Origin of the sequence: Roseovarius sp. PS-C2, assembly GCF_018862045.1 — a bacterium.
In the GTDB taxonomy this organism is placed as follows: domain Bacteria; phylum Pseudomonadota; class Alphaproteobacteria; order Rhodobacterales; family Rhodobacteraceae; genus Roseovarius.
The window spans coordinates 60,562-76,560 of sequence record NZ_JAHKSQ010000002.1 but is presented as its reverse complement, the minus strand read 5'-3'; the positions used below and the strand labels follow the sequence as shown (position 1 = coordinate 76,560).

18 protein-coding genes are annotated in these 15,999 nt (G+C 64.7%); 10 read left to right on the top strand and 8 right to left on the bottom strand.

The window, feature by feature from the left end; genetic code table 11:
• Positions 1-121 precede the first annotated feature (121 nt).
• From KPG71_RS03710 to KPG71_RS03675, 8 genes are all read left to right on the top strand, one after another.
• Positions 122-1,444: an autotransporter domain-containing protein gene (locus KPG71_RS03710; RefSeq protein WP_216336797.1), complete on the top strand. Its 1,323-nt coding sequence runs from the start codon at positions 122-124 to the stop codon at positions 1,442-1,444.
• A gap of 179 nt (positions 1,445-1,623) precedes the next feature.
• Positions 1,624-2,526, top strand: a complete 903-nt coding sequence (locus KPG71_RS03705) for a DMT family transporter (RefSeq protein WP_253196085.1) — start codon at positions 1,624-1,626, stop codon at positions 2,524-2,526.
• Between the two features lie 78 nt (positions 2,527-2,604).
• Complete coding sequence (gene argB / locus KPG71_RS03700) at positions 2,605-3,468, top strand: acetylglutamate kinase (protein WP_216336796.1); 864 nt, start codon at positions 2,605-2,607, stop codon at positions 3,466-3,468.
• On the top strand, positions 3,465-4,112 hold the full coding sequence (locus KPG71_RS03695) for a ferredoxin (RefSeq protein WP_216336795.1): 648 nt from the start codon (positions 3,465-3,467) through the stop codon (positions 4,110-4,112). The genes argB and KPG71_RS03695 overlap by 4 nt, the downstream gene beginning before the upstream one ends.
• Complete coding sequence (locus tag KPG71_RS03690) at positions 4,109-4,603, top strand: histidine phosphatase family protein (RefSeq protein WP_216336794.1); 495 nt, start codon at positions 4,109-4,111, stop codon at positions 4,601-4,603. The genes KPG71_RS03695 and KPG71_RS03690 overlap by 4 nt, the downstream gene beginning before the upstream one ends.
• Before the next feature lie 52 nt (positions 4,604-4,655).
• Positions 4,656-5,594: a bifunctional riboflavin kinase/FAD synthetase gene (locus KPG71_RS03685; RefSeq protein ID WP_216336793.1), complete on the top strand. Its 939-nt coding sequence runs from the start codon at positions 4,656-4,658 to the stop codon at positions 5,592-5,594.
• Positions 5,591-6,070 carry a YcgN family cysteine cluster protein gene (locus KPG71_RS03680; RefSeq protein WP_216336792.1) on the top strand — a complete coding sequence of 160 codons (480 nt, stop codon included), beginning with the start codon at positions 5,591-5,593 and terminating at the stop codon, positions 6,068-6,070. Before KPG71_RS03685 ends, KPG71_RS03680 begins: the two co-directional genes overlap by 4 nt.
• Positions 6,067-7,113 carry a low specificity L-threonine aldolase gene (locus KPG71_RS03675; protein WP_216336791.1) on the top strand — a complete coding sequence of 349 codons (1,047 nt, stop codon included), beginning with the start codon at positions 6,067-6,069 and terminating at the stop codon, positions 7,111-7,113. Before KPG71_RS03680 ends, KPG71_RS03675 begins: the two co-directional genes overlap by 4 nt.
• Positions 7,114-7,126: 13 nt before the next feature.
• Here the strand turns inward: KPG71_RS03675 and KPG71_RS03670 are convergent, their stop codons facing one another.
• Both KPG71_RS03670 and KPG71_RS03665 read right to left on the bottom strand, forming a co-directional pair.
• On the bottom strand, positions 7,127-7,924 hold the full coding sequence (locus tag KPG71_RS03670; RefSeq protein ID WP_216336790.1) for an alpha/beta fold hydrolase: 798 nt from the start codon (positions 7,922-7,924) through the stop codon (positions 7,127-7,129).
• 3 nt (positions 7,925-7,927) lie between these two features.
• The gene (locus tag KPG71_RS03665; RefSeq protein WP_216336789.1) at positions 7,928-8,530 is read right to left on the bottom strand and encodes a 2-hydroxychromene-2-carboxylate isomerase; all 603 of its coding nucleotides are present in this window, start codon (positions 8,528-8,530) and stop codon (positions 7,928-7,930) included.
• 106 nt (positions 8,531-8,636) lie between these two features.
• On the opposite strand from KPG71_RS03665, the gene KPG71_RS03660 reads away from it, so the two are divergent.
• Complete coding sequence (locus KPG71_RS03660; protein WP_216336788.1) at positions 8,637-9,653, top strand: ribose-phosphate pyrophosphokinase; 1,017 nt, start codon at positions 8,637-8,639, stop codon at positions 9,651-9,653.
• A gap of 59 nt (positions 9,654-9,712) precedes the next feature.
• Here the strand turns inward: KPG71_RS03660 and KPG71_RS03655 are convergent, their stop codons facing one another.
• Entirely contained in the window at positions 9,713-10,063 is a 351-nt protein-coding gene (locus KPG71_RS03655) for an H-type lectin domain-containing protein (protein ID WP_216336787.1), read from the bottom strand.
• Positions 10,064-10,229: 166 nt separating this feature from the next.
• Here KPG71_RS03655 and KPG71_RS03650 point away from each other — a divergent pair, with 166 nt between their 5' ends.
• Positions 10,230-10,973 (top strand): SDR family NAD(P)-dependent oxidoreductase, encoded by a 744-nt coding sequence (locus KPG71_RS03650; protein WP_216336786.1) that lies wholly within the window; start codon positions 10,230-10,232, stop codon positions 10,971-10,973.
• 72 nt (positions 10,974-11,045) lie between these two features.
• Here the strand turns inward: KPG71_RS03650 and KPG71_RS03645 are convergent, their stop codons facing one another.
• The 5 genes from KPG71_RS03645 to KPG71_RS03625 form a co-directional block, all read right to left on the bottom strand.
• A complete protein-coding gene (locus KPG71_RS03645) occupies positions 11,046-11,471 on the bottom strand; it encodes a F0F1 ATP synthase subunit epsilon (RefSeq protein ID WP_216336785.1) in 426 nt (141 codons plus the stop codon).
• 63 nt (positions 11,472-11,534) lie between these two features.
• Positions 11,535-12,959, bottom strand: coding sequence for a F0F1 ATP synthase subunit beta (gene atpD / locus KPG71_RS03640; protein WP_216336784.1), 1,425 nt, complete (start codon positions 12,957-12,959; stop codon positions 11,535-11,537).
• A 23-nt stretch (positions 12,960-12,982) separates the two neighbouring features.
• A complete protein-coding gene (locus KPG71_RS03635; RefSeq protein ID WP_216336783.1) occupies positions 12,983-13,867 on the bottom strand; it encodes a F0F1 ATP synthase subunit gamma in 885 nt (294 codons plus the stop codon).
• 15 nt (positions 13,868-13,882) lie between these two features.
• Complete coding sequence (atpA, locus tag KPG71_RS03630; protein WP_216336782.1) at positions 13,883-15,421, bottom strand: F0F1 ATP synthase subunit alpha; 1,539 nt, start codon at positions 15,419-15,421, stop codon at positions 13,883-13,885.
• A complete protein-coding gene (locus tag KPG71_RS03625) occupies positions 15,422-15,982 on the bottom strand; it encodes a F0F1 ATP synthase subunit delta (protein WP_216336781.1) in 561 nt (186 codons plus the stop codon).
• Positions 15,983-15,999: the final 17 nt, after the last annotated feature.

The following is a 15,999-nucleotide window of genomic DNA, read 5'->3' as shown; positions in this document are numbered from 1 at the left end:
AGTGGCATGCGTGTCACTTTCGGAGGGATTTTTCGCTTCTCCATATGTCCGGCTGGACGCAGTAAACTTTTTGTGATTTCTACTTAAACAGTTACTAAAAAACAATTTTCAGTGGGTACACATGGCACAAACTGCACTTCGCCGTATCGAGCGGATCGCTCAACTAATTCTCATCATTCTTGCCTTCGCCACAGGAGCGGCCTTCGCGCAAAGCAGCCCGCCTCCGGCGGTTGGCACCGGCGGAACGACAGGCGTACAATCCGGTAGCCCTTGGACAGTCTGTCGTGCGGATACGAATACCGCATGGCTTTCGGCCAATACTTCCGGCACCTATAACGCGGTCGAGGCCTGCCAATCTGTCGGTTATACCAGCGTCACGAACCAGGGCGGCACTTGCGGAACTGTTTGCGGCTATTGCGGAACCCCCGGTCAAGAAACATACGATGGCGGCGGCGGCTCGGTCACGAGCCTTCGATATACGGTTAACTGGGAATGCTCGGGCTTTGTCGGTGTTCAGCAAAACACCAAAAAGATCGACACGACCAAAGCGGCACAGGAAGCGCGGGCGCGTTTCGGCCTCAACCGGGCCAGCAGTCTCGTCAGCAATCAGCCGGATCTGATCCCGTTCCTCTCGGGAAGTGGCGGCGCCCGTTTCAACGCCGAGGTCACGCGCGGCTTCGGAAACATTGATATTGCAAGCAACCCCGACAAGCCGGTCTGGGCCACGCTTTCGGCAAGCTGGTCGGATATCGACGGGGCCGACGGTTCCTACGCACTGGGCGCGGTCGGCGCGCATTGGGCTCTGACGCCGGATATCTTCCTCGGCGGCATGCTGCAGTTCGATCATTCCAAATGGGATAACGGCCTCGCGTCGGTGAAAGGCACCGGCTGGTTTGTCGGCCCCTATCTTCTCGTTCGCGCACCCGACCAGCCGCTCTATTTCGACCTGCGCGTTCTGGCGGGGCAGTCCGACAACAGGGTCTCTCCGATCGGCACCTACACCGACAGCTTCTCGTCGGATCGTGTCCTTGCACGCGCCAAGGTGGCGGGCGAATTGCAGTATGGCAATGTCACCTACATACCGAACATGATCCTGTCCCATACGACCGACGATCAATCCTCGTATATGGACGGCAACGGCAATTTCATCCCGTCCCAGGACGTGTGGCTGACCGAGTTTTCCTTCGGCCTGGACTTTTCCGTGCCCTACAGGGACATCCTGATCTTCGGCGGCGTCTCCGGTATCGTGAGCGACGCCGGCGGCTCGGGAGTGGCCCAGGCCATCAGCTCCACCTACGAAGGCACAAGAGGGGCGGTCCGGCTCGGGTTCAGCCACGAATTCGCCTCGGGCGCACTCCTGCGCGCGGCAACCTTCTACGATGGCCTCGGTCAGTCGCGCTACGAGAATTTCGGGCTCGACCTGACGCTGTCCTCGGACTTCTAGAGCATCGCGACAGCAGGGAAACATCCCTGCTCTGCCGGTCCACATGTATCCCCGGATGAACGGTGGACCGGAAACCGCGAACAAAAAATCAGGCGTGGCCGTTTGACGGGCACGCCTCATCTGTCCCGATCTCCGGGAACCTGCTCGACAATCCGGCACGCCAGAGTCTTAATGCGCGCATGGACACACAGGCAACGCGCCCCGGATGGGGTATCTTCTGGATGGTGGTGACCGGGATGCTGTTCGTCGGCGTCACCGCCCTCGTCAAAATTCTGGGCACCCGCATTCCCGCACCGCAAGCGGCCTTCCTGCGCTACCTGCTGGGGCTGGTCTTCCTGATCCCCGTACTCGGATCGTTGCGCCGCGCGAATTTCGACCGCACCACATGGACGCTGTTCGCGGGTCGGGGGCTGGCCCATACCGTCGGCGTGGCGCTGTGGTTTTATGCCATGGCGCGCATCCCCATCGCGGACGTGACCGCGATGAACTATCTCTCGCCGGTCTATGTCACCATCGGCGCGGCACTGTTTCTGGGCGAAACCCTAGCCTTGCGGCGGATCATGGCCGTGGTCGCGGCCCTGATCGGCGCGCTGATCATCCTGCGCCCCGGCTTTCGCGAGGTCGGCCCCGGCCACCTCGCCATGCTGTTCACCGCCATCTTTTTCGGCGCCTCCTACCTGATCGCCAAACGCGCCTCGGCCAGCGCCAGCCCCGGAATCGTGGTGGCCATGCTCTCGATTGCCGTGACCATCGGGCTGGCCCCGGTGGCCCTGATGAACTGGGTGCCGCCCACCTGGGGCGAGCTAGCGATTCTCATGGCCGTTGCCCTGATCGCGACGGTAGGGCACTACACCATGACGCTGGCCTTCCGCGCCGCGCCGCTGACCGTCACACAGCCCGTGACCTTCCTGCAACTGGTCTGGGCGGTCCTGCTGGGCGCGCTGGTGTTCGACGAAGGCGTCGATCTGTTCGTCATCCTGGGCGGCTCGGTCATCGTCGGCGCGGTCAGCTTCATCAGCTGGCGCGAATCCCGCCTGAAACGCCGCGCCGTCACCCCGCCCGTCCCGGCCACCAAGGTCTGATCCCCCTCGTCCGTCCGATCCCCCTTGAAGGCCGCCGCGCTTATGAGGATAACCGGGTGAACCCGAAGGACGCCCAAGATGAAGAAACGTGACATGAACCGCGACTGGATCGCCACCGCCCGCACCCTGTCCGAGGCCCTGCCCTACCTGCAACGCTATGACGGCGCGATTGTCGTCATCAAGTTCGGCGGTCACGCCATGGGCAGCGACGAGGCGATGGAAACCTTCGCCCGCGATGTGGTGCTGCTGCGGCAGGTGGGGGTCAACCCGGTGATCGTCCATGGCGGCGGCCCGATGATCAACCAGATGCTGGACAAGCTGGATATCAAATCCGATTTCGTCGGCGGCAAGCGCGTGACCGACGCCGCGACGATGGAAGTGGTGGAAATGGTCCTGTCGGGCCGGGTGAACAAACGCATCGTGCAGGCGATCAACGCACAGGGCGGGCGCGCCGTGGGCCTCTCGGGCAAGGATGCCAACCTGATCACCTGCGACCCCGCCGATCCCAGGCTCGGCCTTGTCGGCAACCCCAGCCAGGTCGATCCGGCGATCCTGCACACCCTGTTCCGCGACGACGCGATCCCGGTGATCGCCCCGCTCGGCGCGGGCCGGGACGGCGAAACCTACAACATCAACGGCGACACCGCCGCCGGGGCCGTGGCCGCCGCGCTCAAGGCCGACCGGCTGCTGCTGCTCACCGATGTGGACGGGGTGCGCGATGCCTCGGGCGAGGTGGTGACCGAACTCACCGCCGACCAGATTCGCGAAATGACAAAGGACGGCACCATCGCGGGCGGCATGATCCCGAAAACCGAAACCGCCCTTGCCGCAATCGAGGGCGGCGTGCGCGCCGTGGTCATCCTCGACGGGCGCGCGCCCAATGCCGTGTTGCTGGAACTTTACACCGAACACGGCGCGGGCTCGCTGATCCGCCCGAAATGACCGCCCCCGCCCTGCCGCAGATCGCCGAGGCGGCACAGGCTGCCGGGCTGGATATCTTCGGCGGGGTCGCGAATGCCGACAGCCTGCCGCCCGGCATTGCCACCCTGATCCTGCTCGGCCCGCTGGAACCGGGCTTCTGGCCCCGCTTCACCGCCACGCCGGAATATGGCGACGGCCGGCCCGATCCGCTTGACCGCTGGTCTTCCCGCGTGATCGGGGCGCTGGCCGCGCAGCTTGGCGCGCGGGCCTTCTTTCCCTTCGGCGGCCCGCCCTGGCAGCCCTTCACCGGCTGGGCGCGCGACTCGGGGCGCGCGCATATCTCGCCCGTCGGGCTCCTGGTGCACGATAGCGCAGGGCTGATGATCTCGTACCGGGGCGCACTCGGCTTTGCCCATGCAATCGACCTGCCCTCGCCAGCCCCCAACCCGTGCACCAGCTGCGCCGACCGTCCCTGCCTTACGGCCTGCCCCGTCGATGCCCTCTCGCCACAGGACTACGACGTGGCCGCATGCAAGGCCGATCTCGAGCGCACGGGCAACGATTGCCTGACGCGCGGCTGCGCCGTGCGCCGTGCTTGCCCGGTCAGCCGCACCCATGGCAGGGTCGAATCGCAATCGGCCTTTCACATGCGGGCATTCCAATGACCCTTCGACTGATTCTCATGCGGCACGCGAAATCCAGTTGGAACGACCCGGCGCTGTCCGATCACGCCCGCCCGCTGAATGGCCGGGGGCGCCGCTCGGCCCGCGCCCTGGGCGACTGGCTGCGCGCCCAGGGCTTCCTGCCCGATCAGATCCTCAGCTCCTCCTCCGAACGCACCCGCGAAACCTGCGCCCGCCTCGGGCTGGACGCCCCGGCACACTTCACCGATACGCTCTACCACGCCGGACCGGCCACGATGCTCAGCGTCTTGCGCGAGGCCAGCGGCCAAACCGTCCTGATGCTGGGCCATAACCCCGGCATCGCGGATTTCGCCCATGCCCTCGTGGCCACGCCTCCGCCCCATCCGGGATTCGAAACCTACCCCACCTGCGCCACGCTGGTGGCCGATTTTCCCGTCACCGACTGGGCCGATCTCGCCCCCGGCACCGGCCAGACCGTCGATTTCATCGTTCCCCGCGATCTGACCGATTAGGTCAAGGCCCGTGCTGCTTGCACCCGGCGGCGCTTGAGGCTACCCCTGCGCCATGCAAATCGTGCGCGACTTCGACTATGTGGATCAGGCCAACCGGGGCGCTTCCGTCGCCATCGGGAATTTCGATGGTGTGCACCTTGGCCACCAATCGGTGATCGACATCGCCCGCCGGGAAGGGCAGGCCGTGAACGCCCCCCTCGGCGTCCTGACCTTCGAACCCCACCCGCGTGAATACTTCGCCCCCGACGCCCCCCCGTTCCGCCTGATGGGAAGCGAGGCGCGCGCGCACCGGCTGGCGAAACTGGGCGTCGAAAAACTCTACGAACTGAACTTCAACGCGGGCATGGCCGCCCTGTCGCCCCATGACTTCGCCCGCAACGTGATCGCCAACGGGCTCGGGCTGCGCCATGTGGTCGTCGGCGCGGATTTCTGTTTCGGCAAGGGCCGCGCCGGAAATGCGCGCGATCTCGAACGGTTCGGGCGCGACATGGGCTTCGGCGTCACCATCGCAGAGCTGATCGAGGGGAAGACGGGGCAGGTTTCCTCCACCGCGATCCGTCAGGCCCTCAGCGAGGGCCGCCCGCGCGACGTTGCCGCCATGCTGGGCCACTGGCACCGCATCGAAGGTCCGGTCGTGGGCGGCGAACAGCGCGGCCGCGAACTGGGCTACCCCACCACCAACATGTCCATCGCCGGGCTGCACCCGCCGCGCTTCGGCGTCTATGCCGTGCTGGTCGATGTGCTCGACGGCCCCCATGCGGGCCACTACCACGGCGCGGCCTCGCTCGGCGTGCGCCCGATGTTCAACGGCGAGGTTCCCAACCTCGAAACCTTCATCTTCGACTTTTCCGGCGATCTCTACGGCGCGGACCTGTCCATCGCCCTGATCGACTATCTCCGCCCCGAGGCGACATTCGACAGCCTCGACGCCTTCATCACCCAGATGGACGCCGACTGCGCGCAAGCCCGCGACATCCTCGGATCGCTATGAGCACCGACGACCCCATCGACCGCAGCGGCCTGCGCCCGCGCTACTGGGAAACCACCCCGCTCGACAAGATGACCCGCAAGGAGTGGGAGGCGCTCTGCGACGGCTGCGGCAAATGCTGCATGAACAAGCTCGAAGACGAAGATACCGGCGAGGTCGCCCTCACCCGCGTCGCCTGCCGCCTGTTCGACGACACCACCTGCCGCTGCGCGCAATACGACATCCGCCATCAGTTCGTCCCCGAATGCATCACCCTCACCGCGCGCAACCTTCAGGGGCACCTCTACTGGATGCCCGAAACCTGCGCCTACAAGCTGCTGAACGAGGGCAAGCCGCTTTACGACTGGCACCCGCTGATCTCGGGCGACGCGCAATCCGTGCACGATGCGGGCATCTCCATGCAAAGCCGCACCGTGCCGGAATTCGAAGTCTCCGACGACGAGTGGGAAGACCACCTGATCGAGGAACCCGGCACATGAATTTCGCCTCCGACAATTGCGGCCCCGCTCACCCGCAGGTGATCGAGGCCCTCGCCCACGCCAATACCGGCTTTGCCCGCTCCTACGGCGCCGACGACCTGACTGCACAGGCCGGCGCCCGCCTGCGCGAGCTGTTCGAGGCCCCGCAGGCCGAGATCCACCTCGTCTCCACCGGCACGGCGGCCAACGCGCTGGCGCTGGCCACGCTGGCGCACCCGTGGCAGGCGATCTATTGCACCCCGCGCGCGCATATCTACGGCGATGAATGCCACGCCCCGGAATTCTTCACCGGCGGCGCGAAACTGATCCCCGTCGGCACCGGCGACAAGATGACCGCCGCCGACCTAGCCCGCGCCATCGCCGCCAGCCCTCCGGGCGATGTCGGCGTGTCGCAACCCGGCCCGGTCTCGCTCACGCAAGTCACCGAAATGGGCCGCCTCTACACCCTGGACGAGCTTTCGGCCGTCACCGAAACCGCCGCCGACCACGGCCTGCCCGTGCATCTCGATGGCGCGCGGTTCGCCAATGCGCTCACCGTTCTGGGCTGCACCCCGGCAGACATGACATGGAAGGCCGGGATCGACGCCGTCAGCTTCGGTGGCACCAAGAACGGCTGCCTCGAGGTCGAGGCGGTGATCTTCTTCAACCCCGAAAAATCATGGGAGTTCGAACTGCGCCGCAAACGCGCCGGGCACCTTCTGTCCAAGCACCGCTACCTTGCCGCGCAGATGCTGGCCTATCTCGCCGACGATCTCTGGCTGACCTCCGCGCGCACCGCCAACGCCCGCGCCGCGCGGCTGGCCGACGGGCTGCGCGCCCTGCCCGACTGTCACTTTCTGGCCGAACCGCAGGCCAACATGATCTTTGCCACCCTGTCGCGCGCCACCCACCAACGGCTGCACGCCGCCGGCGCGCATTACGGTCTCAACGGCGGCCCGCTCGAAACCGGCGATCCCGACGCGCCCCTGCCCATGCGCCTCGTCTGCGACTGGTCGATCGCCGAAGACGCGATCGACCGCTTCCTCGACATCGCCAGGGGCTAGGCGCCAAGCCCCCTCACAAGAACCGCAACACCTCGGAGGCGACCTGCGCAGGATGGGTGATCGGCGCCATATGCCCGGCCCCCACAATGACCGCGCGCCGCGCATCCGGCAGCCGCGCCGCCAGTGCCCGGTTGACATGGCCGATGATGCCGGGCGATTCACTCCCCTCGATCAACAAGACCGGCACCTTTACCGCCTGCAACACACCCTCGTCCAACAGGCCCGCCGCATCGTCATGAAGAACCGGCTCCGTCGCTTCGATCAGCGGCATCTGCGCCGCCATCGAGTTGCGCAGCACCTCGGGAATCGCCTCCCAGGGCGCGCCGTTGCCCCAAAGGTCGGTAAAGGCCCGCGCCGCCGCCATCCGGTCGCCCTGCGCCATCGCCGCGGCATAATCCGCCATGTCCCGCTCGAATTCCGCCCGCGCTTCGGGCGCATCGGCAAACCCGGCGGCAAAGAACACCGGCTCGATCAACACCAGCGAACGCACCAGATCGGGGCGCATCACCGCCAGCCGCAAGGCGACCGTCGCGCCAAAGGAATGCCCGATCAGATCGGTCCGCCCCTCGCACAGATCGGCGGCAATGCGCGCCGTCACTTCCTGAATCTCGCCGCGCCCGTCCCAGGACGCGCTGCGCCCGTGGCCGGGAACGTCGAAGGCCCGCAAGCTCAGCCTGTCCGACAGGTGCTGCGCCATCGCCCCCCAACTGCCGGAATGCGCCAGCGAACAATGGATCGCCAACGCGTTGCGCGGGCCCTTCCCGTATGTCGTCCAATAGGTCGGAAACCCCGCCCGCTCGTCCCGTGGCATGAGCTACAGCTTGCCCGCCAGATGCATGTCCAGATCCTCCAGCCGGTCCTGCCCCCAGAAACTCTGCCCGCTGTCGACCACATAGAACGGCGCGCCAAAGACATTGGCGGCAACCGCCTCTTCCAGATTGGCGGCATAGGTCTCGGCCCCGCTCAAGAGCCCGCTATCGGCCAGTTTCGGATCGAATCCCGCCTGCTCCAGACAGTCGCGGATCACGTCGTCCTGCGCGATATCGCGATCCTCGGCCCAACAGGCCCGCAAAACCCCATGCACCAGCGCCCCCAGATCGCCCGATCCGTCCGCCTGCGCCGCGATGATCGCATAGGACGAAGGCGCGGCGTTGGTCGGCCAGTGCGCGGGCTGGAAATTCAGCGCCATACCCGCCTTTTTCGCCTGACGCGGCAATTCCTGCGCCCGATAGGCCATGCGCACCGGGTGCCGGTCCTTGGGGGCGGCCCCGCCGGTGCGCGGGAAAAGCTGCATGATGTCCAGCGGCTTGTAGGTGATGCTTGCGCCGTGTTTCTGCGCGATCTCTTCCAGACGACCGCCCGCCAGATAGGCATAAGGCGACAGGGTCGAGAAATAATAGTCGATGTGACGGGCCATTTTAACCTATACCCCCTAGGCATATCTTTGCCCGACGCTACGCCCATGCTAAGCGAAGTTCAACGTCACGAATCTGTTATCAAAGACCACCTGGGGACCTTTCCGAATGTCGATCACGTCCGAGCCGAAACTGATCACCGGCAACGCCAACAAACCGCTTGCCACCGCGATCGCCCGCCGCATGTCCATGCATCGCGGCGTCAATGTCGGGCTGGTCGATGCCCGCGTCGAACGCTTCAACGATCAGGAGGTCTTTGTCGAGGTCTACGAAAACGTCCGCGGCGAGGACATGTTCATCGTCCAGTCCACCTCGAACCCGGCCAATGACAACCTGATGGAACTGCTGATCATGTCCGACGCGCTGCGCCGCTCCTCGGCCAAGCGCATCACCGCCGTGATCCCCTATTTCGGCTATGCCCGCCAGGATCGCCGCTCCAAGGCCCGCACGCCCATCTCGGCCAAGCTGGTGGCCAACATGCTGGTCGAAGCCGGGATCGAGCGGATTCTCACGATGGACCTGCACGCCACCCAGATTCAGGGCTTCTTCGACATTCCCGTCGATAACCTCTATGCCGCGCCGATCTTTGCGCTCGACATCAAGGAACATTTCCGGGACTCGCTCGATGACGTGATGATCGTATCCCCCGATGTCGGCGGCGTGGCCCGTGCCCGCGAACTGGCCAAGCGGATCGAGGCGCCGCTCGCCATCGTCGACAAGCGCCGCGAGAAAGCCGGCGAAGTCGCGGAAATGACCGTCATCGGTGACGTGACCGGCAAGAAATGCGTGATCGTGGATGACATCTGCGATACCGCCGGAACGCTCTGCAAGGCCGCGCAGGTGCTGCTCGATGAAGGCGCCGCCGAGGTCCACGCCTATATCACCCACGGCGTGTTGTCCGGCCCGGCGGTCGAACGGATCACCAACTCGGTCATGAAATCGCTGGTCATCACCGACACGATCCAGCCGACCGACGCGGTCAAGGCCGCGCCCAACATCCGCATCATCCCCACCGCGCCCATTCTGGCGCAGGCGATCCTGAACATCTGGAACGGCACGTCGGTGTCGTCGCTGTTCGACACGCCCACGCTCGAACCGATCTATGAGGGCCAGTTCGGCCACTGATCCGACTGGTATGGGCCTCGCCCCGCCGCCATACGCGGGGCGATCCGCCGCAAGGCGCGTCAGTAAAGCTGCCAGTCGTCCTCGTGCTGCAACTCTCCGATCGCCATCCAGCGGATGCGCGCACGCGCCACGCGCGTATCGCCCCATGTGCGGAACACCACGTCGAACCCGTTGGCCGTGATCTTTTCGGCGGTCACGTCCGCACGCGCATTGGTCGCGCTGTCCATGTCCCACATCGACAACGAAACATGCACCACCGGCGCCGACCTGAAGGGCTCGCGGAAGGTCAGGGATTTGCGCCGCTCGCGCGCCCCTTCCCCGGTCCACATCTCGCCGCCATCCTCGTAATCCGAGAACAGCACGTCATCGCCCTGATCGATTCCGATAGATTGACTGGTCAGATGTTTCATCGCGCCGCCTAGCTTTCCCGGCCTGCTGTAATACGTCTTTTGGGCAGGATTGAGAAGGCGAAAAGGCAAAATCGGAATCCCGCCGCATCCGCTGCTGGTTTCCCGGTTGCAATCGCCCCGCCCCGCCCACAAAATCGCCTTCGGATCAACAGGATGGACCGCCCCCATGCCAGACACCGCCCGACGCAAGACCCTGCTCCTGACCGGCGCAAGCCGCGGAATCGGCCACGCCACGGTGCGAAAATTCGCCGACGAGGGCTGGCGTGTCATCAGTTGCTCGCGCCAACCCTTTTCCACCGACTGCCCCTGGCCCAGCGGCGAGCGGGATCACATCCAGGTCGACCTGTCCGATCCCCGCCAGACCATCGCCGCCGTCGAGGAAATCCGCGCCCGGCTGGAGGGCGGGAAATTGCACGCGCTGGTCAACAATGCGGGCATCTCGCCCAAGGGGCCGCAGGGTGAACGGCTCAACACCATCGACACCGAACTCGATGCCTGGGGGCAGGTGTTCCACGTCAATTTTTTCGCCCCCGTGGTGCTGGCGCGCGGATTGATCACCGAATTGTCGGCAGCGCGCGGCGCGGTGGTCAACGTCACCTCGATCGCGGGGTCGCGGGTGCATCCCTTTGCCGGGGCCGCCTATGCCACCTCCAAGGCCGCCCTGGCCGCGCTGACCCGCGAAATGGCGCATGATTTCGGCCCCTCGGGCGTGCGCGTCAACGCCATTGCACCCGGCGAGGTCGAAACCAGCATCCTCAGCGAAGGCACCGACAAGATCGTCGAACGCCTGCCCCTGCGCCGCCTCGGCCAACCCTCCGAAGTGGCCGACGCCATCTATTACCTCTGCTCCGATCAAAGCTCTTACGTGTCGGGCGCAGAAATCGAAGTGAACGGCGCGCAACACGTCTGACCCCTGCCCCCAAACAGCAAAAGGCCCGCCACACCGGGCGGGCCTTTCGCTATCTCGCGGTCTCGCGGCGGATCAGTTGGCCGACAGGCCGATATGATCCCCCATCGCCACCATGTCCGACAGCAGCTTGGCCGCGTCGTCCACCGGGCCGGGCTCGTTGACGAAGGTTTCCTGCGCCTTGGCCAGCTTGTCGGTGGCCTCGTCCACAAGCGCCTTGAAATGCTCTTGCGTCATGTCACCGCGCGGGATCGCCTTTTCGGCCAGAACCGACACGCTGTCGCCGCCGATCTCGGCAAAACCGCCGGTCACGATGTATTCGGCCTCACCCTCGGGGCCCGACACCGTCAGGATACCGGGGCGCAGCGTGGTGATCAGCGGGCTGTGCTGGGCCATGGCCGTCAGATCGCCCTCGGCACCGGGGATACGTACCTCCGTCGCCTCGACCGAGACCAGACGCCGCTCGGGCGACACCAGATCGAATTGCACTGTTTCAGCCATTCTCGGGCCTCCTTGTCTTGCCCTTCCCCGGACCAAAGCGATCCGGGGTCGGACAGGCGTTCATCAGGCCGCGTCGGCAGCCATCTTCTCGGCTTTGGCAAGCACCTCGTCGATGCCGCCGACCATGTAGAAGGCGCCCTCGGGCAGGTGATCGTATTCGCCGGCCACAACGGCCTTGAACGATTTGATCGTCTCTTCCAGCGGCACCTGCACACCGTCCGAGCCGGTGAACACCTTGGCCACGTCGAAGGGCTGCGACAGGAAACGCTGGATTTTCCGGGCGCGGGCCACGGTCAGCTTGTCCTCTTCGCTCAGTTCGTCCATGCCCAGAATGGCGATGATGTCCTGAAGCGACTTGTAGCGTTGCAGGATACCCTGAACGTCACGGGCCACCTTGTAGTGCTCTTCACCCACGATGGAGGGGTCCATCAGGCGCGAAGTCGAGTCGAGCGGGTCCACAGCCGGGTAGATACCCAGTTCCGAAATCGCACGGCTCAGAACGGTCGTGGCGTCGAGGTGGGCAAAGGTCGTGGCCGGGGCCGGGTCGGTCAGGTCGTCCGCGGGAACGTAGACGGCCTGGATCGAGGTGATCGAGCCCTGCTTGGTCGAGGTGATGCGTTCCTGCATCGCGCCCATGTCGGTGGCCAGCGTCGGCTGATAGCCCACAGCCGAAGGAATACGACCCAGAAGCGCCGACACCTCGGACCCCGCCTGCGTAAAGCGGAAGATGTTGTCGACGAAGAACAGAACGTCGGTCCCCGACTGGTCGCGGAACTGCTCGGCCAGCGTCAGGCCGGTCAGGGCAACACGGGCACGGGCTCCCGGCGGCTCGTTCATCTGGCCGTAAACCAGCGCCACCTGCGAGTCTTCCAGGTTGTCGGGCTTGATCACGTTCGATTCGATCATCTCGTGATACAGGTCGTTCCCCTCACGGGTCCGTTCGCCCACACCGGCGAACACCGAGTAGCCCGAGTGCACCTTGGCGATGTTGTTGATCAGTTCCATGATCAGAACCGTCTTGCCCACACCGGCGCCGCCGAACAGGCCGATCTTGCCGCCCTTGGCGTAAGGCGCCAGCAGGTCGATCACCTTGATGCCGGTCACCAGGACTTCGGATTCGGTGGACTGTTCGCTGAATTCCGGCGCGGGCTGGTGGATCGCGCGGCTTTCTTTCGCCTTGATCGGTGCGCCTTCGTCAACGGGCTCGCCCACGACGTTCAGGATGCGGCCCAGGGTGGCGTCGCCCACCGGAACGGTGATCGGGCCGCCGGTGTCGCCCACTTCCTGACCACGGACCAGACCTTCGGTCGCGTCCATGGCGATGGTGCGCACGGTGTTTTCACCCAGGTGCTGGGCAACTTCCAGAACCAGGCGCTTGCCGTTGTTGTCGGTTTCGAGGGCGTTCAGAATCTCGGGCAGGTGGTCGTCGAACTGAACGTCCACCACGGCGCCGATCACCTGAGTGATTGTGCCTTTTGCGTTTGCCATTGTTTCGTCTCTCCGGTTTCTCGTCAGAGCGCCTCAGCGCCCGAAATGATTTCAATAAGCTCGTTCGTGATGACGGCCTGACGCGAACGGTTGTATTCGATGGTCAGCTTGTCGATCATCTCGCCGGCGTTGCGGGTGGCGTTGTCCATGGCGGACATCCGCGCGCCCTGTTCCGATGCGCCGTTTTCCAGCAGCGCGCTGAAGATCGCCGTGGCCACGCCGCGCGGCAGAAGATCGGCAAGAATGCCCTCTTCGTCCGGCTCATAGTCGTAAACGACACTGGCCTCGGGGGCCTCTTCGGCTGCATCCGCGTCCACCTGGAACGGGATGACCTGCTGCATGGTCGGCACCTGGCTGACGACGTTCACGAACTTCGAGTAGAAGATCTTGGCCACGTCGAACTCGCCCACGTCGAACCGGCTCAGAACATCGGCGGCGATCGTCTGGGCGTCCGCATAACCGATATTCTTCACCTCGCTCAGATCGACATGGTGGATGAACAGCTCGCCCAGATCGCGCTTCAGCGCGTCGCGGCCCTTCTTGCCCACCGTGATGATCTTCACGGTCTTGCCCTTGGCGCGCAGATCTTCGGCCTCGGCCCTCGCCAGCTTGGCGATATTGGCGTTGAAGCCCCCGCACAGCCCGCGTTCGGCGGTCAGCACGACAAGCAGGTGCACGTCGTCCGACCCCGTCCCGCGCAGCAACTTGGGTGCGCTGTCGCTGTCCCCCACCGAGGCGGCCAGCTTGCCCATGACGGCGTTGAACCGCTCGGCATAGGGGCGCGACTGCTCGGCAGCGTCCTGCGCGCGGCGAAGTTTCGCCGCGGCAACCATCTGCATGGCCTTGGTGATCTTGCGGGTCGATTTGACCGACTCGATCCTGTTTTTAAGGTCCTTGAGACTCGGCATTGCCTTATCTCCCCCTTATGCGAAGTCGGCGGCGAATTCGTCCAGCGCAGCCTTGATCTTGTCCTCGGCGTCCCCCTTCACCTTGGGGTCGTCCTTGGTGATGAAGTCCAGCAGGTCCTGGTGCTTGCCACGCAGGTGGTTCAGCAGGCCCTCTTCGAAACGGCCCACCTGATCCACCGGGATCTTGTCCAGGTAGCCATGCGTCCCGGCATAGATCACACAGACGATCTCGGCGTTGGTCAGCGGCGAATACTGCGGCTGTTTCATCAGCTCGGTCAGGCGCGCACCACGGTTCAGCAACTGCTGGGTGGCGGCGTCGAGGTCCGACCCGAACTGGGCAAAGGCGGCCATCTCGCGATACTGCGCCAGCTCCAGTTTCACCGGACCGGCAACCGATTTCATCGCATTGGTCTGGGCCGACGAGCCCACACGCGACACCGACAGACCGGTGTTCACGGCCGGGCGGATACCCTGGTAGAACAGTTCCGTTTCCAGGAAGATCTGCCCGTCGGTGATCGAAATCACGTTGGTCGGAATAAAGGCCGACACGTCGCCGCCCTGCGTTTCGATGATCGGCAGCGCCGTCAGCGAGCCCGAGCCGTTGTCTTCGTTCAGCTTGGCCGAACGCTCCAGCAGGCGGGAGTGCAGGTAGAACACGTCACCCGGATAGGCTTCACGCCCCGGCGGACGACGCAGCAGCAGCGACATCTGACGATACGCGACGGCCTGCTTGGACAGGTCATCGTACACGATCAGGGCATGACGGCCATTGTCGCGGAAATGCTCGGCCATGGCGGTGGCGGCATAGGGCGCCAGGAACTGCATCGGCGCGGGGTCCGACGCGGTGGCGGCCACGACGATCGAATATTCGATCGCGCCCGACTCTTCCAGCTTCTTCACCAGCTGCGCCACGGTCGAACGCTTCTGGCCGATGGCCACGTAGACGCAGTAGAGTTTCTTGCCCTCGTCGTCGCCGGCGGCGTCGTTATAGGATTTCTGGTTCAGGATCGCGTCCAGCGCCACGGCGGTCTTGCCGGTCTGGCGGTCGCCGATGATCAGCTCACGCTGGCCACGGCCGATCGGGATCATCGCGTCGACCGATTTCAGGCCGGTCGCCATCGGCTCGTGCACCGATTTACGCGGGATGATGCCGGGAGCCTTCACGTCGGCCAGCAGGCGCTTGTCGGTCTTGATCGGGCCCTTGCCGTCCAGCGGGTTGCCCAGACCGTCCACGACGCGGCCCAGCAGTTCGTCACCGGCGGGCACGTCCACGATGGACTTGGTGCGCTTGACGGTGTCGCCTTCCTTGATCTCGCGGTCCGACCCGAAGATCACGACACCCACGTTGTCGGCTTCGAGGTTCAGCGCCATCCCCATGACACCGCCGGGGAATTCGACCAGTTCGCCGGCCTGGACGTTGTCCAGACCGTATACACGCGCAATACCGTCACCAACCGACAGAACCCGGCCGACCTCGGCCACCTCGGCCTCTTGGCCGAAGTTCTTGATCTGGTCCTTCAGGATCGCAGAAATCTCTGCAGCTTGGATACCCATTTATCCGACCTCTTTCATTGCATTCTGTAGGGAATTCAGGCGCGAGCGGATCGAGGTGTCGATCATCTTCGAGCCCACCTTTACGACGAGACCGCCGATGAGGCTTTCATCGACGGTCGCATTGATCTTGACGTCCTTGCCCACGCGCGCCTTCAGCGTCTTCGCCAGCTTGTCTGCCTGTGTCTTGGTCAGCGCCTTGGCGCTGGTCACTTGTGCGGTGACTTCGCCCTTGTCCTCGGCGATCATGTCCGACAGCCGGGTCAGCAGCTGCGGCAGCACGAACAGGCGGCGCTTCCCGGCCATCACGGCCAGCCCGTTGCCCATCGCCGGTTCGAGTTTCATCTTCTTGGCCAGTGCGGCCATGACCTTGCCCTGACCGGCGCGCGACAGCACCGGCGAGGCGATGACCTCGCGCAGCTCTTCGCTGCTGTCCAGCGCGGCGGCGAGATCGGCAATGTTGGATTCAAGCTTGGGCAGAGATTCGCTCTCTTTCGCAATCTCGAAAATGGCGGTGGCATAGCGCTCGGCGATGCCGGAGGAGATCGAAGCTGGTTCGGACACGTCCACCCTTCCGATTT